This window comes from Chryseobacterium sp. CT-SW4, assembly GCF_048572715.1.
GTDB lineage: Bacteria > Bacteroidota > Bacteroidia > Flavobacteriales > Weeksellaceae > Chryseobacterium.
Map to the genome: position 1 here is coordinate 404,208 of NZ_CP183840.1, position 20,661 is coordinate 424,868.

16 protein-coding genes are annotated in these 20,661 nt (G+C 39.0%); 8 read left to right on the forward strand and 8 right to left on the reverse strand.

Going from position 1 to position 20,661, the window contains the following annotated elements; all coding sequences use genetic code 11:
* Nucleotides 1-3: 3 nt before the first annotated feature.
* From ABJ974_RS01785 to ABJ974_RS01795, 3 genes are read right to left on the reverse strand one after another with little or no spacing between them, the layout of a single operon-like run.
* Nucleotides 4-1,428 carry an MFS transporter gene (locus ABJ974_RS01785; protein WP_419869682.1) on the reverse strand — a complete coding sequence of 475 codons (1,425 nt, stop codon included), beginning with the start codon at nucleotides 1,426-1,428 and terminating at the stop codon, nucleotides 4-6.
* Nucleotides 1,429-1,452: 24 nt separating this feature from the next.
* Entirely contained in the window at nucleotides 1,453-2,580 is a 1,128-nt protein-coding gene (locus tag ABJ974_RS01790; protein ID WP_419869683.1) for a glycoside hydrolase family 26 protein, read from the reverse strand.
* 1 nt (nucleotide 2,581) lies between these two features.
* The gene (locus tag ABJ974_RS01795) at nucleotides 2,582-3,868 is read right to left on the reverse strand and encodes a glycoside hydrolase 5 family protein (RefSeq protein WP_419869684.1); all 1,287 of its coding nucleotides are present in this window, start codon (nucleotides 3,866-3,868) and stop codon (nucleotides 2,582-2,584) included.
* Nucleotides 3,869-4,022: 154 nt separating this feature from the next.
* On the opposite strand from ABJ974_RS01795, the gene ABJ974_RS01800 reads away from it, so the two are divergent.
* The 5 genes from ABJ974_RS01800 to galA all read left to right on the forward strand — a co-directional run bounded on the left by ABJ974_RS01800 (nucleotide 4,023) and on the right by galA (nucleotide 13,806).
* Nucleotides 4,023-4,901, forward strand: coding sequence for an AraC family transcriptional regulator (locus ABJ974_RS01800; RefSeq protein WP_419869685.1), 879 nt, complete (start codon nucleotides 4,023-4,025; stop codon nucleotides 4,899-4,901).
* A gap of 364 nt (nucleotides 4,902-5,265) precedes the next feature.
* On the forward strand, nucleotides 5,266-8,202 hold the full coding sequence (locus ABJ974_RS01805; RefSeq protein WP_419869686.1) for a SusC/RagA family TonB-linked outer membrane protein: 2,937 nt from the start codon (nucleotides 5,266-5,268) through the stop codon (nucleotides 8,200-8,202).
* A gap of 12 nt (nucleotides 8,203-8,214) precedes the next feature.
* Nucleotides 8,215-9,816, forward strand: a complete 1,602-nt coding sequence (locus ABJ974_RS01810; protein WP_419869687.1) for a RagB/SusD family nutrient uptake outer membrane protein — start codon at nucleotides 8,215-8,217, stop codon at nucleotides 9,814-9,816.
* Between the two features lie 11 nt (nucleotides 9,817-9,827).
* Nucleotides 9,828-10,871 carry an IPT/TIG domain-containing protein gene (locus ABJ974_RS01815; protein WP_419869688.1) on the forward strand — a complete coding sequence of 348 codons (1,044 nt, stop codon included), beginning with the start codon at nucleotides 9,828-9,830 and terminating at the stop codon, nucleotides 10,869-10,871.
* 115 nt (nucleotides 10,872-10,986) lie between these two features.
* Nucleotides 10,987-13,806, forward strand: coding sequence for a beta-galactosidase GalA (galA, locus tag ABJ974_RS01820; protein ID WP_419869689.1), 2,820 nt, complete (start codon nucleotides 10,987-10,989; stop codon nucleotides 13,804-13,806).
* A 51-nt stretch (nucleotides 13,807-13,857) separates the two neighbouring features.
* Here galA and accC read toward each other — a convergent pair whose 3' ends face one another.
* The 5 genes from accC to pdxA all read right to left on the reverse strand — a co-directional run bounded on the left by accC (nucleotide 13,858) and on the right by pdxA (nucleotide 17,881).
* Nucleotides 13,858-15,213, reverse strand: a complete 1,356-nt coding sequence (gene accC, locus ABJ974_RS01825) for an acetyl-CoA carboxylase biotin carboxylase subunit (RefSeq protein WP_419869690.1) — start codon at nucleotides 15,211-15,213, stop codon at nucleotides 13,858-13,860.
* Nucleotides 15,214-15,304: 91 nt separating this feature from the next.
* Complete coding sequence (gene accB / locus ABJ974_RS01830; RefSeq protein ID WP_419869691.1) at nucleotides 15,305-15,784, reverse strand: acetyl-CoA carboxylase biotin carboxyl carrier protein; 480 nt, start codon at nucleotides 15,782-15,784, stop codon at nucleotides 15,305-15,307.
* Between the two features lie 127 nt (nucleotides 15,785-15,911).
* Complete coding sequence (rpmF, locus tag ABJ974_RS01835) at nucleotides 15,912-16,115, reverse strand: 50S ribosomal protein L32 (protein WP_419869692.1); 204 nt, start codon at nucleotides 16,113-16,115, stop codon at nucleotides 15,912-15,914.
* Nucleotides 16,116-16,174: 59 nt separating this feature from the next.
* The gene (locus tag ABJ974_RS01840; protein WP_419869693.1) at nucleotides 16,175-16,705 is read right to left on the reverse strand and encodes a YceD family protein; all 531 of its coding nucleotides are present in this window, start codon (nucleotides 16,703-16,705) and stop codon (nucleotides 16,175-16,177) included.
* Between the two features lie 84 nt (nucleotides 16,706-16,789).
* Nucleotides 16,790-17,881: a 4-hydroxythreonine-4-phosphate dehydrogenase PdxA gene (gene pdxA / locus ABJ974_RS01845; RefSeq protein WP_419869694.1), complete on the reverse strand. Its 1,092-nt coding sequence runs from the start codon at nucleotides 17,879-17,881 to the stop codon at nucleotides 16,790-16,792.
* 49 nt (nucleotides 17,882-17,930) lie between these two features.
* Here pdxA and ABJ974_RS01850 point away from each other — a divergent pair, with 49 nt between their 5' ends.
* From ABJ974_RS01850 to ABJ974_RS01860, 3 genes are read left to right on the forward strand one after another with little or no spacing between them, the layout of a single operon-like run.
* Nucleotides 17,931-18,527, forward strand: a complete 597-nt coding sequence (locus ABJ974_RS01850; RefSeq protein ID WP_419869695.1) for a riboflavin synthase — start codon at nucleotides 17,931-17,933, stop codon at nucleotides 18,525-18,527.
* Nucleotides 18,517-19,968: a sensor histidine kinase gene (locus ABJ974_RS01855; RefSeq protein ID WP_419869696.1), complete on the forward strand. Its 1,452-nt coding sequence runs from the start codon at nucleotides 18,517-18,519 to the stop codon at nucleotides 19,966-19,968. The genes ABJ974_RS01850 and ABJ974_RS01855 overlap by 11 nt, the downstream gene beginning before the upstream one ends.
* Before the next feature lie 30 nt (nucleotides 19,969-19,998).
* Nucleotides 19,999-20,658, forward strand: coding sequence for a tRNA1(Val) (adenine(37)-N6)-methyltransferase (locus ABJ974_RS01860; RefSeq protein ID WP_419869697.1), 660 nt, complete (start codon nucleotides 19,999-20,001; stop codon nucleotides 20,656-20,658).
* Nucleotides 20,659-20,661: the final 3 nt, after the last annotated feature.

The following is a 20,661-nucleotide window of genomic DNA, read 5'->3' on the forward strand; positions in this document are numbered from 1 at the left end:
TTTTTAACTATTTCTTTTTTCTTCAAGTTGTCGGGTGATTTCTTTTACTTTTTTATCGGTTAAAGGATAGAAGATCATTCCTATAAATGCCAGTACACAGCAGGCTGCGGGTAATAAACTGATCATTATTCTCTCTCCAAATATGGTGTCAGCGGTTTGTTGAGCTGCATCCGGCATATAATTGAACCACGCAAGGATCCATCCGCTTAATGCGGCTCCTAAAGCCCATCCCAATTTCTGAGACATGGAAGAGGAGGAAAAAATAAGTCCTGTCGCTCTTCTCCCCGTGAGAAATTCCTGATGATCTACAATATCGGCAAACATTGACCATAGAAGGGGCAATACATATCCTGCAAAGACTGAGATCAGAAACTGAAGCAGGAATATGAGGGTTAAGTTATTCGGAATGAAAAAGAAGATCACACTGAAAAATCCTGCCAGGAGGATGGAAATCATATAAGTTCTTTTCTTTCCGTATTTGGCGGACAGGGAAGGAGCTGCAATTACTCCTATTAGATTAGCGGCCTGCCCGATCAGAAAATAAATGGTGGTAATATCCCATCCTGTTCCCGTCATTTTATAATTCACCTGAACATAATCCCTGAAATAATAAATGGCCACACTGTCCCGGATGGCATTGAACAATAAAGCGGCTAATCCGGTTCCCACCAATATCCACCAGGGCGAATTGTTGAAAAGGTTTTTTAAATCCGTTTTAATAGGAACATTTTCTTCCGTTTCGATCTGTTGTACTCTTTCTTTGGTCCAGCTGAAGCATAAAAGGAAAAGAATAACACAGATAAGTCCGATGACACCTACTCCCATAGCCCATGCAACAGCTGAAGTGCTCACAGAGTGGTCAACAATATGCTGTGTATTTTCTAAGCTTTCAGGATCAAATCTTTCAGCAAAGAAGTCGATAAGGGGCTGAAGAAGCATGAAGGTTACAAAGCTCCCGATAAATGCAAAAGACATCCTGTACGATGACAGGGAATTTCTCTCTTCCGGATTAGGAGAAATAGCTCCTAATAATGATGCATAAGGAACATTGATCAAAGAGTAGACTATCATCATTAAAGAATAGGTGATATAGGCATAGGTAAGCTTTCCTGAGGTGCCGAAGTCAGGAACGTAAAAGGTAATGACTCCCATGATGGCAAACGGAATAGCAAACCATAGCAGGTAAGGACGGTATTTTCCCCATTTTGTTTTGGTTCTGTCCGCAGCAATGCCTACGAAAACATCAAATACGGAATCCCAAAGCCTGGCAATCAGAAACATGGTGCCGGCCGCTGCGGCGGTTATCCCGAATACATCGGTATAAAAAAAGAGGGAATACATCCCGAAAATTTTCCAGAACATGGAAGAAGCAGCATCTCCAAATCCGTATCCAATTTTTTCCTTTAAGCTGATTTTATCTTTGTTCATTGAGAAAAAAGGGTATTAGTTTTTTTATTTATAAATACTTTCACGTTGAATATCTTTCAGGAATAGAATGTTTTCCAGATCGTGAAAGTTTTTAAAGTCCTTTTCATTAGGATGTCCTTTAAAAGGGACGTAATAATGCATTTTATTCTCACGGGTGAGTCCATGATTTCTCCATGCAAGGATGTAGGAGATTTTATATTTTCCTACGGCATTCATTATGGTTTCGGTCCAAAACTTATCATAAGGAATCTGTTCGTAGCCGGTTTCTGCGAGAGCCGGTATTTTATGGTGTTCCCTGGCCACTTCATCCATTATTCTGAATTGACGCTGAGCATTTTCCACAAACGAATTGTCTTTGGTGGGATCCCCCATTTCATAAATATCGAAGCTGATCATATCCACATATTGATCTCCCGGATAAAACTCCATAAATTCCTCTTTGGTTTTGAAATCGGAGGTATTGTATACCCAGATTAAATTGTTCACCTGCTTTTCTTTGGTTAAATAATCATAGGTGAAAGTCCAGAGTTTTTTATAATCTTCAGGAGTGGCATTTCCTTTTCCCCACCAAAACCAGTTACCGGTTAATTCATGGTATGGGCGAAAAAGAATAGGAACCTGTTTTTTATCTTTTCCTTTAATGCTTTTCAGATACTTGGCAATGCCGTTCAGCCAGTCTTTATAAAGCTGATGCTTTTCGGCGCCGGGCAATATCACTTGGATACTTTCTTTGGTGTTGTCCCAGGCGTCTTTGCCTGTTTTGGGATTAGACGTGTGCCAGCTTATGGTGTTGATTCCTCCCATATTGTAGGCTTCTTCTATCATGGTTTTCATTTCTTTAAAACTAAAAAAGTCGATAGGTCCGTTTTTTCCTGTTTCAAAATGAATGAGATCCCATCCGAATACCGCAGGATAATCACCTGATGTTTCTTTTACATCGCTTCTCCCTTTTTCCATTCGCCAGTTCACTCCATAGCCCAGATCATCCTGATGCCCGAACATTATACCACGGTCTAATAATTTCCCTAAATTCTTATATAAATTTTTAGTTTCCGGAGTGGCATTTTGATTGGAAAGATCCTGAGCCGGGACATTAATAAAAAATGTGCAGCTGAGCAGGCTTAGAAAGGATATTAGTTTTTGGATTTTCATATTACTTCTGCTTAGCATATTTAGATATAACTTCCCAGGTGGAAGTGTCGGAATCAAAAACCGCATTCAATCCCTGTTCTTCCATTGGAGGATCTCCCATGAAATCATCTCCTTTTTTCCAGTACACCTGGCCCGGAATAGGGCGTGCAATCCCTCCGAATGCCCAGAAGGCAATCCCTCCAAAACTGCCTTTTCGCCGTTTGTTGTTTTGCCATAGCTGGAAAAGGCTGTCGTAATATTGATTCCTGAGGGTAACGGAACTGCTGATATCAAATGAATGCCCATCCCGTGGAAAGCCAAATTCTTCGAGAACCAGGGGCTTTTTTAAGCTGTCTGCTATTTTGATATGGGTATCAATATAGGCCAGTGACTTAGATTTTGCATTTTCAAAACCTTCTTTCATTTTATCTTTCTGGAACCATTCCCAGTTTTTCGGCCAGATATGAACGGTAAGATAATCTATATTTTTGTCCAGGTGATTTTCTATATACAGCTCCCTGTTTTCAGTTCCCATTAATCCTTCGCTTCCGGTGGTTACCAAATGATTTTTATCTAAAGACTTAATGAAGGCTGCCGTTTCTGCAATGAATTTTTTATAACTGTCATTGGCGGACGGTCTCATGGGTCTTGGTTCATTGGCAATTTCCCACGCCATGATATTGCGGTCTTTGATATAAGGTTTTCCTGTAATGGAATTTTTACGGGTGATAATCCTTCTGACCTGTTCCTTGTACTGCTGCATACAGGGTTCGCAGGTGTAGAATTTTAAGGTGTAATCCCTTAATTCGTCCCAGTTAAGAGCTCTTTGTACGGTGGTGTCATCAATATGTCCGTTCCAATTGAGATATTGGAGGAAACCTCCGCTCCACTCCCAGTTATTGGAAAGGAAAAGAACAACCTTCATTTTTCTTTTGGAAACTTCTTTCATTAGAATATCCAGTCCTTTCAGGTTGTCATCATTAAATTTTCCCGGTTCATACTGATAAGCCGGCTCTACACGGTTTACTCCATTGATTTTTCCGGAGCCTTCCACACCTACGAGGACACGGATATTGGTGACATTTTGAGACTGGAGGAAGTCGAGTTCTTTTCTCAGTCTCTCTATCCCTCTGTCGGGGTTTTTCTCCAAACCGAGGTAAGACGCATACCAAAAGTTGGTTCCTACGAAATAATAAGGTTTCCCTTTCAGGAAGAATTGGTGTTCTCTTGTTTCTACAAATTTTTGGGCATTCGCCTGTAGGAATGCCCAAAAAAGAGCAAGAAAAGAAAATTTGAAAATAAAATTCATGGATGTTTAAAAATAAAATTTTGTTAACATTTCATTAATCCCAAATATATTTATGTATGTTTGTTGGATATAATATTATTTTGTCATTTTTGCGTGTAAATTGTGCATTGTGATTGTAAGTTTTTGATTTATAGGTTAATAATATTGATGTAATATGAGCGAAAACCATAATATTTTAAGAGAGATAGTGACAATTTTCCCCGATGAAACATTTATGGTTTTCGATCGGGTTAAAAATACATTTGATTTTCCTATTCATTATCATCCTGAGATAGAAATAAATTTCATTTTAAATGGGAAAGGAAATAAAAGGGTGGTAGGGGATCATATCGGAGAGATTGATAGCATTGAACTCGTGATGGTAGGGCCCAATTTGCCGCACTGCTGGGATAATTACCGGTGTAAAACCAAAAGGATCAGGGAAATTACCGTTCAGTTTAACCAGGATTTTTTTGAAGAGTCCCTCATGAAGCGCCGTATTATGAAACCTATTGATGATTTGGTTAAAAGCTCCATACGCGGGGTTTTATTCTCTAAAGAAACGGCGGAGAAATTGAAAGAAAGGTTTTTAAATATCTCTAAATTAAAAGGTTTTGAGCTTTTTATGGAAATGATGCATATCCTTCATGAGCTCGCCACTGCTGAAGATACTACCATTCTCTCTTCTTATAGTGTGGAGCAGGAAACCTTTGTGGATAACGACAGTATGAAGGTCATTCATGATTATGTACATACTAATTTTGAAAGGAAAATCACATTGGAGGAAGTGGCTTCCGTCACTAATATGAGTATTGTAACCTTTAACCGCTTTATAAAGAAGCGAAGCGGAAAAACATTTGTTAATTATTTAAACGAGATTCGGGTAGGATATGCGGCCAGATGGCTGGTTGAAAAAGACTTAACTGTTTCTGAAGTGGCATTTGAAGCGGGTTTCAATAATATGGCCAACTTTAATAAGATTTTTAAATCCATTCAAAAATGTACTCCTTCTGAATTTAAAGCTCAGTTTACCGGAATCAAGAAAATACAATAAGCTGGGATGTTTTTTGATTTCAATGCTTTCAATGCGTTTTTTTGTGAAAGTTTTGTTAACACCAGATAGTACTTTTTAACGATTTAAGAACAGTTTTATATGAGAATTGTTCTTTTTTTATGTAAAAAAATATAAAAAAGTATTGTTTGATATTTAAAAATTATTAAATACGTAATCCTTGTAAATTATTGATAATAAATAAAATATAGGCTTGTTTTTTTATGGAATTAATTCTTTGGGGTAGAAATAATACTTAATTATGACAAAATAGCATTAATGTAGGTTGCTTTCAAAAATTAGATTTGTTACCAATGTAAACTATATGTTAACCCTAATTTAAGAATTATTTCTTTCCATTTTAACCATGAGAAAAAAATACAACCTACTATTTGACCCTTCTCAGAATAAAGCAGCATTGTTTTTTGCATTTGCTTTTTTACCAATCGGGTTGATGCACGCTCAAAGTAAGCGCAGTGATACTTTGAAAGAGAAAACGATTGATGAGGTAGTGGTAATCGGATATGGAACTCAGAAGAGGACAGATCTGAATTCTGCGGTTTCATCTATTAAATCAAAAGACTTACAGGATATCAAACAGGTTTCCGTGGATCAGATGATTCAGGGGAAACTTGCCGGGGTAACCGTTTCCAGCAATAGCGGACAGCCCGGATCAGCAGTATCTATAAGGGTAAGAGGAACAACCTCCCTTAACGGGACCAATGAACCTTTGTATGTAATTGACGGAGTTCCTGTATCGGGAGATGCTACCGGACGTTCTACTTCCGGAAGACCGATAGCGGGAAATGATTTTTCTTCAACCGGGGGAGCCGGAAGTGTTGCCGTTTCTCCGATTTCTTTTCTTAACCCTAATGATATTGAATCTATTGATGTGCTGAAAGATGCTTCTGCAACTGCTATTTATGGTTCAAGGGGAGCGAATGGAGTAATCATTGTAACCACCAAATCAGGAAAAAGAGGAGCAGGAAAAGTAAGCTACGAAGGATTTACTTCCATAGCCAGCAATTATAAATACCTGGATGTGCTTAATTTACAGCAATATGCTCAGTTGCAGAATGCAATGGCTCCGGTATTCGGGACCCAGGTAAGACCTGAGTTTGCCCATCCGGAATTATTGGGTGAAGGTACGGACTGGCAAAGAACAATTTACCGTACAGCCGTATCACAAAGCCACCAGCTTTCATTGTCGGGTGGGAAGGAAGATACCAATTATTACCTTTCCATGGGATATCTTGATCAGGAGGGGACCATTATCAATACAGGATTGAAAAGATATACTTTCAGATTAAACCTGAATACAAAAATAAAACCCTGGCTGAAGGCCGGAGCTAATATTTCAGCAGGTATTTCCAATGAAAACTATACGATTAATCAGAGCTATGGAGGTTTGATCACCAATACGCTGCTTCAGGCTCCGGATCTTCCCGTGTACAATGCCGACGGTTCCTATGCCGCTCCGCCTGCAGGTCAAAATGTTAATTATTTTAATCCGGTAGCGGAAGCTCTTACCAAGGTTAATAAGCTGATCAGGAAAAATTTCCTGGGAAATATATATGCGGAAGCGGACCTGTTTAAAGGATTAAAATACCGTTTAGAGATTTCTGCCAACACGGAATTTGCAGAAAACACGGAATTCTGGCCTCAATATAACCGGGGATCCCAGTCCAACGATACAGCGGATTTATGGCTCAGGGATAACGACTGGTATTCTACCAATATCAAAAATTTACTGACCTATGACAGAACTTTTGGGAACCATAAGCTTACGGTGTTGGTAGGACATGAAGCGCTGGATAATCACTGGAAGGGAATGACGGGTGAAGGACACGGATTTAAATCCAATGATATATATACGCTGAGTATGGCTGAGGAAACAAAAGCCACAAGCTATAAAGGAAGTGCTTCTATGAACTCCTATTTTGCACGTTTGATTTATGATTTTGATAACCGGTATAGTGTTACGGCAACCATTCGGAGAGACCAGTCCTCAAAATTTGATCCGCAAGGTAAAAATCAGGTGGGATATTTTCCGGGAGTGTCTGGATCATGGAGGGTGACCAAAGAAAAATTCATGGAGTGGATTCCTTCCCATATTATCAGTAACCTGAAATTCCGTGCGGGATATGGAGAAACAGGAAATCAGCAGATTCCTAATAATTTATACTCTTCCCAGCTAACCATTTATAATACACCGGCATACCTTAACAATCCGGACCTGAAATGGGAAACAATGAAGCAGACCAATATAGGGGCGGATTTGACCTTGTTCAGGAGATTGAATATGAATTTTGACTGGTTCGATAAAAAATCTTCGGACTTTTTGTTCAAGCTGCCATTACCCGATTATCTGACAGGTGGATATTCTCAATACGGCGGGATAGAAGCGCCTTATTCCAATATCGGGGATATGAGAAACCGCGGGATCGAAATCACAGCTTCTTATGAAACCAAAGGAGAAAACTTTACATGGAGCAGCAACTTTGTATTTACAAGGTACAGAAATGAATTGCTGAGTCTGGCCAGCGGAATGTCCAATTTAACGGAGTATGTCAATATCAACGGTTACCAGCCGATGGTAGCTACCAATACGTTGATCGGACAGCCGATCGGAACATTCTGGGGATTAAAATATGAAGGATTATACAGAACAGCGGCAGACCTTGCCAATGCGCCGACGGTGTACGGAGATGCTCCTCAATTAGGAGATGTTAAATATGCGGATATCAACGGGGACGGAAAAATTGATGATCTGGATAAAGCGATTATCGGTAATCCGCATCCTGATTTCACTTTTGGATTTACCAATACCTTCAGATATAAAAGCCTTGACCTGTCTATTTTTATTCAGGGGTCGGTAGGAAATGATATCTTAAACCTTACCAAAAGAAACGGTACCCAGAATGCCATGATGTATCAAAACCAATTGGTGGATGCATTGGACTACTGGAGTCCGGAAAATCTGAATGCGAGCCAGCCGAGACTGATTAACAGTATCTCTCATCCCAATATCATGATCTCTGACCGGTATATTGAGAAAGGGGATTACCTCAGAATCCAGAATATTACATTGGGATATACTTTACCTTCAGACTTTGCTTCCCGCATTAATCTGTCGAGATTCAGGATTTATGTAACGGCGCAGAACCTATTTACCATTACCAATTATTCAGGCTATGACCCTGAAATCGGATCATTCAATCAGAATGTATTGCTTACGGGTGTGGATAACGGAAGATATCCGACTCCAAGGACTTTTATTTTTGGTGTAAACTTAGACTTTTAATTACTGATATATATGAAAACCTTATATAATTTTAACTTTAGAAAACTGTTTATTACAGCGTTTGCTTTAGGATCAATGCTTTCCTGCAGCAACGAATTTACAGACAGACCTTCGGAAGATTCCATCAGTGCAGATAATTATTACGAGAATGATGACCAGGTGAGAACGGCTACCGATGCGCTGTATTACAAAACATGGTTTCAGTTTAATAACAAATTCTTCTATGCCCTGGCCGAAGTGGGCTCCGGGAATATGTATACCAACTCTTCGGATGTAAATGCGATGAGAAGCTTTGGGATCACCTCGGCAGATGCGGAAATGCTGGCAGGATGGCAGGCGCTATGGGCGAATGTGGCTCAGGCTAACTACCTGATCAATAATTTACAGACCAATGCAAGTGCTTCCGTAAGTCAGTCCGTCATTGATAATGCATTGGGAGAGGCTTACTTTATCAGGGCTACCGCTTATTTTTATTTAGTCAGAATTTGGGGTCCTGTACCTATCATCCAGAATAACCTTGTACATGTTACCGATCCCCAATTAAATACCAATTATGTAGATGATGTATATGAGCTGATCAGAAGAGATTATACCAATGCAATCGGTTTACTGGAAACCAAAGTAAGAGGTGCGGCCTATGCGAGCAATGCAAAAGTATCTAAAGGTTCTGCTAAAGCTATGCTGGCTAAAGTATATCTTTATAATAAGAACTATGCGATGGCCAAGCAGTTGGCTGAAGAAGTGATCAATAGTGGAGAATTTAAATTACTGGGAGGAACTTCTTCCTATTCTTTAAGTGGAAAATCCTTTGCTGACCTTTTTAAATATGCCAATAATAATAATGAGGAATCCATTTTTGCCTTACAATGGAAAACGGATGCAAACTACGGATCTGCCAATAACTGTAATACTCAGTTTGGAATAAGCAACGGAACTATATCGACGTCCAATGCTTCCTATGGAGGGGTTTTCGCTCCTTCGCAGGATATTTTGACCCTGTATGAGAACAATGATGTCAGAAAAAATGAAACCATTATGTTCCCGGGGCATGATTATCCGGATATGAAGATCAAAAACGGGCTAAACTTTCAGGTAGGATTTACAGTTCCTGCCGCAGACCAGATAGGAGGGCAGGGTGCCGGTGCCGCCATTAAAAAATATTGCATAGGTATTGTAAACGGTAATGAAACGGGGCCTATCGATGCATGGGCAATGATGAATAACAATACCTATATCATGAGGTATGCAGATTTATTGTTGATTCATGCAGAAGCTATACTGGGCGGAGCAGCGTCTACTTCCGATGCGGCAGCCTTAAAATCTTATAATGCGATAAGAAACAGAGCCGGACTGTCAGACGTAACTTCATTTACCTTTGATGACTTATTTAAAGAAAGAAGAAGAGAACTGGCATTTGAAGGGGATTTCTGGTTTGATCTGGGAAGAATAGACAGAAGTAAAGCCATCGCGATCATGGCTGCTCAGAACAGGGGAAACATGTTCAGTGCAGAATATTATACACCGGACAATAATGATTTTACTTTGCCTTATCCGGCTAATGATGTGGCCAAAAATCCTAAACTTTTACAGGCACCTGTAGCCTATCAATTTTAAAAACTAATAACATGAAAAAGTTTATATCTTATTTTAAAATATTGGCTTTAGTCCTTCTTGCAGGAATCCAGTTTTCATGTAATGATGATGACGATAATCTGTATGCAGGAGCCCCGGAAATTGATATGGTATCAGCATCTGTGGATGAAAACGGGCAGGCTCTTAATCCTTTGGTAAGCACCAATATGGGATATGCCAACAATACTTATATCATTAAAGGACGTGGGTTTGCGTCTTTAAAGCATATTTATTTTAATGACCATGAATCTTACTTTAATCCTAATTTAGTTACAGATAATACCATTATTGTAACCGTAGATATCAATACTCCTTATGTCAACGGAAATAATAAATTAAAATTGGTTACCAATACAGGCAGTGTGGAGTATAACTTTATCATCGCACCGCCAGCCCCGATCTTCAGAGGATTTCAACCTGTAAATGCGGCGGATGGGGAAACCATTACGATAAAAGGGAATTACTTTGTAGATCCTACGGTAAAAGTGGGAGATATGGATGCGCAGATTATTTCATATACCCTTACTGAAATTAAAGTAAAGCTACCCGCCGGTTCACAGGACAAAAAGGTAACGGTTACCACCTTATCAGGAAATAATACCTGGGGAACAGCGGTAGGAACGGCTATTTACGACGATGCCTTTTATGCGCCTTGGGATATGGAATCATGGAATAATCATGAATATGTAACAGATCCGGATAATGCTTTCCAGGGAGATGTATTTATTAAAAAACAAATAGACGGCTGGGGTAATATTCAAAGTAACTGGAACTCGGATGCAAATGCCGTTACCAAATATACGGGAATTAAGTTTGCAGTCCGTTCAGACGGTCCGGGAAAGCTGATCTTTGTATTTAACAGCCAGTTTTGGGGAGATGCTTCCAAAGCATTTACAACATCGGATGATTGGGTAGAAGTAAAATATAAGTGGAGCGATCTAGGAAATCCTGCTGCTGTTCAGTTTCTTGGTTTCCAAGAGTTTTCAGGGGCGCAGACTACTTATTACTTTGATAACTTTACTTATACCACAGATTAGATTTAATTTCACATTCATATCAAATAGTTTTTACAAAACCGGATTTCAATAATCCGGTTTTAATGTATAAAAAATAGGTCTGCCAGTTGATTAATCCTACTTAAAATTAAATACCATGAAAAGAATATACTCCGTATTTGCTTTATTGATAATGGTCTGTGGTTTTTCACAGCAGGGAAGTATCAGGGAGAAAATCCTGATTGATGATGATTGGAAGTTTGCTTTTGGACATCAGTATGATGTAGAAAAAGACTTTGGTCATGGAACTTCTTATTTTTCCTATCTGGCTAAAGCAGGTTATGGTGACGGGCCGGCAGCGGCAGATTATGATGACAGGGCATGGAGAAGTCTGGATCTGCCTCATGATTGGGCTGTCGAACAGCTTTTTGACGAAAAGGCTAGTTTCAGTCATGGTTTTAAAGCGGCCGGTAAAGGATTTCCTGAAAAGAATATAGGGTGGTACCGCAAAACGATGCTTATTCCCCAAAGTGATATCGGAAGAAAAATTGTGATTAAGTTTGATGGGGTATTCCGTAACTCCAAAGTGTTTTTTAACGGCTATTACCTCGGAAATCAGGAAAGCGGTTATAACGGTTTTGAATATGATGTTTCCGCCTATGTAAACTACGGACAAAAAAATACAATTGCAGTGAGGGTGGATGCTTCTATGGAAGAAGGCTGGTATTATGAAGGAGCGGGTATTTACCGCCATGTTTATTTAGAAAAAACAGAAGCCCTCAAAGTAAAATCCGATGGGGTGTTTGTCTATACGGAGGAGTTGGAACAGGATAAGGCTGTTTTGAATATATCAGCAGAAATTGAAAATAAAGAAAGATATACCGGAAAAATGAAGGTATTCCATACCGTCCTAGATCCTTCCGGCAAAGAGGTGGCATTTCTTTCCGAAGAAATTCCTGTCCCTGAATTCTATGGAGTTAAAAAAGTATCTGCTAAAATTAAAGTTGACCGTCCTCTTCTCTGGGATTTGGAAACCCCGAACCTTTACCGGTTAATTACAGAAATAAAATATAAAGACCATACATTAGATCAGTATACCACTACTTTCGGAATAAGAACCATCCGTTTTGATGCGGATAAAGGCTTTTTCCTGAATGGGAAACCGGTTAAAATAAAAGGAACCAACAATCATCAGGAACATGCAGGAGTAGGAACAGCTATTCCCGATGAACTACAATATTTCAGAATTAAAAAGCTGAAAGAAATGGGAAGTAATGCTTACCGTACGTCACATCATCCTCCTACTCCCGAGCTGCTTGAAGCCTGTGACAAATTAGGAATGTTGGTGATTGATGAGGTCAGGTTAATGGGGATCAATGACTTTCATTTAGATCAGATCAGCTATCTTATTGAAAGAGACAGAAATCATCCCAGTGTAATCTGCTGGTCGGTAGGAAATGAAGAATGGATGATAGAAGGAAATGATAAAGGCGAAAAAATCACAGAGGTCATGCAGCATTATGCCCAAAAACTGGATCTTACAAGACCGGTAACCGTTGGTATAAGCAGCGGATTTAAAAGTGGTATTTCGTCGGTAGTGGAAATTATGGGATATAATTATCTGGGGAACGGAGATATTGATGCCCATAGAAAAGAATTCAAACATCAGCCCGGCATGGGCACGGAGGAAGGATCTACCTTTGCGACACGGGGAGTTTATATTACGGATGATCACAAACATTATAAAGCTGCTTATGATCAAAAGCCCCGGCCTACATTTTACAGCATAGAAGAAGGCTGGAAATTTTATTCGGACAGGCCTTATCTGGCGGGAATGTTTATATGGACGGGTTTTGATTACCGTGGGGAGCCTACCCCTTACGGCTGGCCTTCTGTAAGTTCTTATTTCGGGATGATGGACACCTGTGGCTTTCCGAAAGATAATGTATATTATTTGAAATCATGGTGGAGCAGTGAGCCGGTACTTCATATCCTGCCCCATTGGAACTGGGAAGGCCGGGAAGGAAAAGAAATTGATGTTTGGGTGTATTCCAATGTTGATGAAGTCGAACTTTTTCTTAATAAAAAAAGTTTTGGGAAAAAGGAGATGGAAACAAACGGACATCTGGAATGGAAAGTTCCTTACCAAAAAGGAACCTTGGAAGCAATAGGCTACCGGAACGGTAAAAGAATACTTTATGAAATTCAAAAGACAACTAAGCAGCCGGAACGAATTAAAATGACAAGTCATAAAGATGTTTTGACTACCGTAAAAGACCTCGCCATCATCTCCGTGGAAGTTATTGATAAAGATGGACTGCATATTCCCACAGCTGACCATCCCATAAAGTTTTCTTTGAAAGGAGGAGGTAAAATAATAGGTGTTGGAAATGGAGATCCTACCTCGCTGGAAAAAGATAAATTCATTGATGAATTGAAATTAATAAAGATCACAGATTTAAAAGAGCAGAAGGTCAGTAAAGATTCTTTTAAAAATCTTTCGGATTTACAGGATAACAATTGGACAGAAGCTTTTAAGACCAAAGAAAATGAAACCAGCACCTTTGCTTACAAAGGAAATTTTAATCTTGATGAAGAACCTTCATCAGTACAGGTGGTTTATTATTATAAGGAATTGGGAACTGACTCTGCAATTTTTATTAATGGCGATCAGGTAAGGCCTTCGGGGGAGGATGTCCAGAAATATAATTTAGATTCTTCTTTACTGAATAGAGGAGAGAATACCATTCATATTATCGCGGGTCCTCAGGTGAAGAAAAGGCCCTGGGATGAACTGAATAAAGATCCGGGTTTGATTCAGAGCACGAAAAAACAGGAACCCTGGAAAAGAAAGCTGTTTAACGGATATGCCCAGATAATTATTCAAAATGACGGAACAGGTGAGGATATTGTACTGGAGGCTTCCTCACCGGGTATAAAGCCAGGTAAGGTGGTTCTGAAAAAGAATGATCTATAAAACAAAAGCTGCCTTGTATAAAGCAGCTTTTTTATTTTAAATTGGAAAATCTTAGTGATTATCGTACTTTTTATCCATTACAAAAGTCTCCATGAATTTTGTAGTGTAATTTCCTGAAAGGTAATCCTCCTCATCCATTAATTGTCTGTGGAACGGAATAGTCGTTTTTACTCCTTCAATATAAAATTCTTCCAGCGCACGTCTCATTTTTGCAATAGCTTCTTCACGGGTTTGAGCCGTAGTGATCAGCTTGGCAATCATAGAGTCATAATTGGAAGGGATGGTATATCCGGAATACACATGGGTGTCAACTCTTACTCCGTGTCCTCCAGGAATGTTTAATCCTGTAATTTTTCCCGGAGAAGGTCTGAAGTCGTTATACGGATCTTCAGCATTGATACGGCATTCTATGGAATGTAATTTAGGGAAATAATTGATTCCCGAAATCGGAGTTCCTGCAGCAAGTAGGATTTGCTCTCTGATAAGGTCATAATCAATTACCTGTTCAGTGATCGGGTGCTCCACCTGAATTCTGGTGTTCATTTCCATAAAATAGAAATTTCTGTGCTTATCAACCAGGAATTCGATGGTTCCTACACCTTCATATCCGATAAATTCAGCTGCTTTTACAGCGGCTGCTCCCATTTTCTCACGCAGTTCGTCTGTCATGAACGGAGAAGGGGTTTCCTCGGTAAGCTTTTGATTTCTTCTTTGCACGGAACAGTCTCTTTCCGAAAGGTGGCAAGCTTTTCCGAATTGGTCACCTGCTACCTGGATTTCGATATGTCTTGGCTCTTCAATGAGTTTTTCCATGTACATACCTCCGTTTCCAAAGGCTGCCACGGCTTCCTGAATGGCAGATTCCCAATGGTCTTTAAGGTCTTCTGCTTTCCAGACTGCTCTCATTCCTTTACCACCACCACCGGCAGTAGCTTTTATCATTACGGGATATCCTGTTTCTTCAGCTATTTTTACAGCATGCTCATAAGATTCTATTAATCCGTCAGAACCCGGTACACACGGTACACCTGCCGCTTTCATGGTTGCTTTAGCGTTGGCTTTGTCACCCATTTTTTCGATTTGCTCAGGACTTGCACCGATGAATTTAATTCCGTTTTTCTGGCAGATTCTTGAGAAGTTGGCATTTTCAGACAGGAACCCATACCCTGGATGGATAGCATCAGCATTGGTAATCTCCGCTGCAGCTATAATATTAGGGATTTTAAGATAAGAGTCTTTACTCATCGCAGGACCTATGCAAACCGCTTCATCAGCAAATCTTACATGAAGACTATCTTTATCGGCAGTGGAGTAAACCGCTACCGTTTTGATTCCCATTTCTTTGCAAGTACGAAGGATACGCATTGCAATTTCGCCACGATTGGCTATTAATATTTTTTTGAACATCTCTCCGAATTTTAAATTTTAAATTTGAATTTTAAATTATTTTAAATGAAAAAAGCTTCATCTAAAATGATAATCTTTCATCTAAAATTCCTTAAGATGGATCTACCAAGAATAAAGGTTGATCATATTCTACAGGTGTAGCATCATCCACTAAGATCTTAACGATCTTCCCGCTCACCTCAGATTCGATTTGGTTAAATAATTTCATTGCTTCAATTACACAAACCACTTTACCGTTAGAAACTTCATCACCTACATTTACAAAAACGTCTTTATCTGGAGATGGCTTTCTATAGAAAGTTCCGATCATCGGGGACTTAATGGTCACGTATTTACTGTCATCAGAAGCTGCTTCCGCTTTTTCAGCTGCCGCCGGAGCTGCTGCCACCGGAGCTGGAGCCGCCACCTGCTGAGGAGCAGAATGATAAACTGCAGGCTGAGCATAGCTTACTTCGCTTCCTGCTAATGGAGTTTTAATAGTGATTTCGAAATCTTTAGTTTTGTACTTTACCTCGGATACCTCAGCTTTAGATACAAACTTGATAAGATTTTGTATGTCTTTAATGTCCATAAATTTGATATTTGATTATTGAGCCAAAGATACCAAAAAAACACAAAAAACAACAAAAAACAGCCCAATTTTATCAAAATTGGGCTGTTTTTGTATTAAAACGAGTCTTTTTTAAGAAAAAGCGCTCTTAGTTTTCTTCAGTAGTTTCTACTTCTTTTTCCAATACTACTTTACCTCTGTAGTAAAGTTTTCCTTCATGCCAGTGAGCTCTGTGATAAAGGTGTAATTCACCTGTCGTTGCATCTTTAGCTAATTGAGGAACTACAGCTTTGTAGTGAGTTCTTCTCTTATCTCTTCTTGTAGACGATTGTCTTCTCTTTGGATGTGCCATTTCTAATAACTTTTTTAATTGATGAGCGATGAGACTCACCATCTCATCATTAAATTATATTAATTTTTATCTTTTAACTTTTTTAAAGCATCCCATCTCGGGTCACTTTCATGCTCTTTCTCTTCGATCTCCTCTATATCTTTAGGACTGAACTTTTCCAGGATTTCCAGATCTTCATCCTTTACATTGGGTGAAATCTTTTTCATCGGAATGGAAAGGATCACATTTTCATAAATTAATTGTGCAGCATTGAATGCATGATCTCCGGAAGGAATGGTGATTACATCTTCATCAGAATCATCGTATTCTTCACCGAACTTTACCAATACCCTGATCTCATTCTCTATCGGATGATCAAAATTTTCATTGGTGATGTCACAGATCAATTCTATTAATCCTTTTATTTTAATTTCAAATTCCAGAAACGTAGTATGCTTATCCAACAGCACATCTACGGAAATTCTAGGATTTGTAAACTCCTGTTCAGTATCAAATAATTGAAAGAACGCCTTATCTATCTCAAACCCGAACTGATGTTTTCCGTTTTTTAATCCGGAAAAGCTGATATCATAGTTTCTTAGCTTGTCCATAAAATGAGTGTGCAAAAATATGCATTTTTTTTATAATTACAAATAAAATCTCTAACAAATAGCTGAAAAATTTGTTTTAAAGATTTAAGATTCAGTTTCCTCCGGTAGATCTTCATCCACTCCGTTATCAACAGCCATTTTTCTGGGTTGTAAACGGTTACTCATAAGCTCATTATACTCGCTTCGGTTTTTAAATATTTTGATAGCAGTGAAGATAGCTTCCATAAAGCTTTGCTCATCGGCCACATTCTTTCCGGCTATATCATACGCCACTCCATGATCGGGAGAGGTTCTTATGAACGGAAGTCCGGCGGTATAGTTCACACCTTCTTCATAAGCTATGGTTTTGAAAGGAGCCAGTCCCTGATCGTGGTACATCGCCAGAACGGCATCAAAACTGGAATATTTGCTAGGCTGAAAAAAGCTGTCTGCAGGAAAAGGCCCGAAAGCTAAAATTCCGTTGTCGGAAAGCTCTTTAATGGCCGGTCCTATGATTTCAATTTCTTCGTTCCCGATCACACCTCCGTCTCCTGAGTGAGGATTTAAACCTAAAACAGCAATTTTAGGTTTTTGAATACAGAAATCTTCTATTAAAGATTGATTAAGAATTTTGATCTGTTTTTTTATTTTTTCTTTGGAAATATTTTCCGCTACCTGCGAAATAGGAATATGATGGGTGGAGACTGCAACTTTAAGGCTTTCCGTTACCAGAAACATTAATCCTTTCTTATTGAATTTCTCTTCAAAGTACCCGGTGTGTCCGGCATGCTTGAATCCCATTTTTACCATTTCATCCTTATTGATGGGAGCGGTTACCAGCACATCAATTTCTCCTTTTATTAATGCTTCCGTAGCAGCTTCCAGAGAAGTAATAGCCATTTTGGTAGACTCTTCCGTAGGGGTTCCCAATTCTACATTCACATTATCCTTTACAAGGTTTACCATATTCAGCTTTCCGTTCTGGGCCTGGGAAGCTTCATTGATATAATTGAAGTTCAGATTGAGCTTGAAAATATTCTTCTGATAGGTGAATAATTTTCCAGATCCAAAAATTACCGGTGTAAAAAAATCGGTCATGGCTTTGTCTTTCAGAGACTTCATGATGATTTCAGGTCCGATACCGTTAAAATCGCCAATTGAAATTCCTACTCGTACTTTGTGGTTTTTTGGACTCATTTTGATTATCTTTGAAGATTAGAATTTTACAAATTTAACAAAAAATAATATGTTTACAGGAATAATTGAAGCAGTAGGCATTGTTGAAAAAATTGAAACGAAAGGAAGTAATATAGATTTTACTTTAAACTGTCCTTTTACCCACGAATTAAAAATAGATCAAAGCCTTGCTCATAACGGTTGCTGCTTAACTGTTGTGAAGACCGAAGGTACTACTTATACGGTAACTGCAATCAATGAAACTCTCGAAAAAACCAATTTGGGAAAATGGCAGGAAGGAACAGTTGTGAACCTGGAGAGATGTATGAAGATGGACGGCAGGCTGGACGGGCATATCGTTCAGGGACATGTAGATAAGACAGGAGAAGTGACCGGAATAGAAAATAAAGACGGAAGCTATATTGTTACCATTCAATATAATAATGAAGGAGACTTTGTAACCGTTCCTCAGGGATCTATTACCGTGAATGGAATTAGCTTAACGGTGGCGAAAAGCGAAGATTCTCAGTTTTCTGTAGCCCTTATTCCTTATACATGGGAATTTACCAATATGAAAAATCTTCAGCCTGGTGATACGGTAAATCTTGAATTTGATATAATTGGTAAGTATATTGCTAGGTTAATTAAAAAACAGAATGTCATTTAAATACAGAGGATATAGTTTAAGAAATCGATTCTTTTTAGGCTTTTTATTAGTTTGTATATTAAGTGTTGCAGCTTCATCCCTTGTTCCTTACTTTGTGTTAAGAAATAACTCTCTGAACCAGAGTAGGATAGATATGCAGGATAAAACGAATGCTGTAATGGGGTATTTGGATTATGCAGTGAGCAGATCTTATGTAGATACTAAAGATTTGCCGAATGTTCTGGCCAATAAAATCCTGGAAATTGCAGATATCAACCAGCATGATATCGTGATTTATGATCTTAAAGGAAATTATTTGCTCTCCAATAAAGATGAAAGTCTTGTAGAGCAGAAACATGTTCCGATAAATGTAGTGAACAGGATTCTTTCTACGGATACGAGAATAGATATCCGTGGCTATGACCAGGCAAAAGATGCCGTATTTACCTCATCTTATCTGGTGCTTAAAAATAATGTGCTGGAACCTATCGGGATTGTGTATATTCCTTTGTATCATAATGAATCCGCTTACTTTGAGGTATTGCATAAATATGTTAAATATATTCTCTTAGTAGACATTTTTCTTATCCTTTTCAGTATCTGGCTAAGCTGGGTGACTTCTAACAATCTCGCTAAGACCATTACCAAATTTTCCGATATGATTACCCGGATTACTTTATTCGAAAATGAAATGCGTCCGATCAGGTATTATAAAAATGATGAGCTGAATGCCCTTGCGAGAGCTTATAACAGGATGATCCTTCAGATTCAGGATCAGAAAGAACGTCTCCGCTTCAAAGCATCGGAAGAAGCATGGAGGGAAATGGCCAAGCAGGTGGCCCATGAGGTTAAAAATCCTTTGACTCCAATGAAGCTTACTATTCAGAATTTCGAAAGAAAATTTGATCCCGAAGATCCCAATGTGAGGGATAAGGTAAAACAAATGAGCAAAACAATGGTGGATCAGATCGATTTGATCGCTACCGTAGCCTCAGCCTTTTCCGAATTTGCGAAGCTTCCGGAGAAAAATAATGAAATAATTAACCTCAATACGGAGGTTGAAGATATTTTAAGGGTATTTAATGATGATAATATTTTCACACATACCAACAAGGATAATATTATGATCAATATGGACAGGATTTATCTTTCCAGAATCATTACCAATCTTGTGACCAATGCCAAGCAGGCTAAAAGTGATGACCGTAAGCTGATCATCAATGTGGATATTGAGCAGCATCAGAGACGGGTTATTATTTCCGTGCAGGATAACGGAATCGGAATACCGGAGAATATGTACGAAAGAATTTTTGAACCTAATTTCACCTCGAAAAGCAGCGGTATGGGGTTGGGATTGTCTATGGTGCGTAAGATGATCGAAGACTATAAAGGGGAAATATCCGTGAAATCCGAAGTAGGGAAGGGATCAACATTTACAGTTACTTTACCGATCAATTTATAAGTGAAGCCTTTTAAATTTAAGCAATTCAGTATGGAGCAATCCCGGGAAGTATTCCGGGTAGGTACGGACGGTGTTTTGCTGGGTGCTTTGGCTGATGTGAATAATGCCGGCCATGTATTGGAAGTGGGAACCGGAACAGGGCTGATCTCATTGATGCTGGCTCAAAGAAACAGGGAGGCGCTCTTTCTGGGGATTGATATTCAGCAGGAGGCAGTGGATCTCACTCGCCTTAACTTTGAGAATTCGCCATTTCATGATCGGCTGGAAAATAAGCTTCAGGATTTTAAAACCTTCGGAAGTGATCGGAAGTTTGATCTTATCGTTTCCAATCCTCCTTATTTTGAAGAATCCGGATCCACTAAAGATAAGATTGCAAGGCAAATAATTGAGCTTAACGGGCAGCAGCTTATTTCCAAAGCTTCGGAACTGCTTTCTCCCACAGGGATATTATCCGTTATCATTCCTTTTGAATCAGGGGATCGCTGGCTCAAAATAAGTGGGAAACTAGGATTGAATCTAATCCGTAAGGTTAATATTAAAGGAATTGAAGGCTCCAAAGTTAAGCGTCTCATCCTTGAGTTTTCATTGATGGATAAGCCTTTGAAAGAAACGGAACTGATCATAGAAAAAAGTCCGAGAAAATACTCGGACCAATATCTTGAACTCACAAAGGAGTTTCATGTTTTTTAGTAA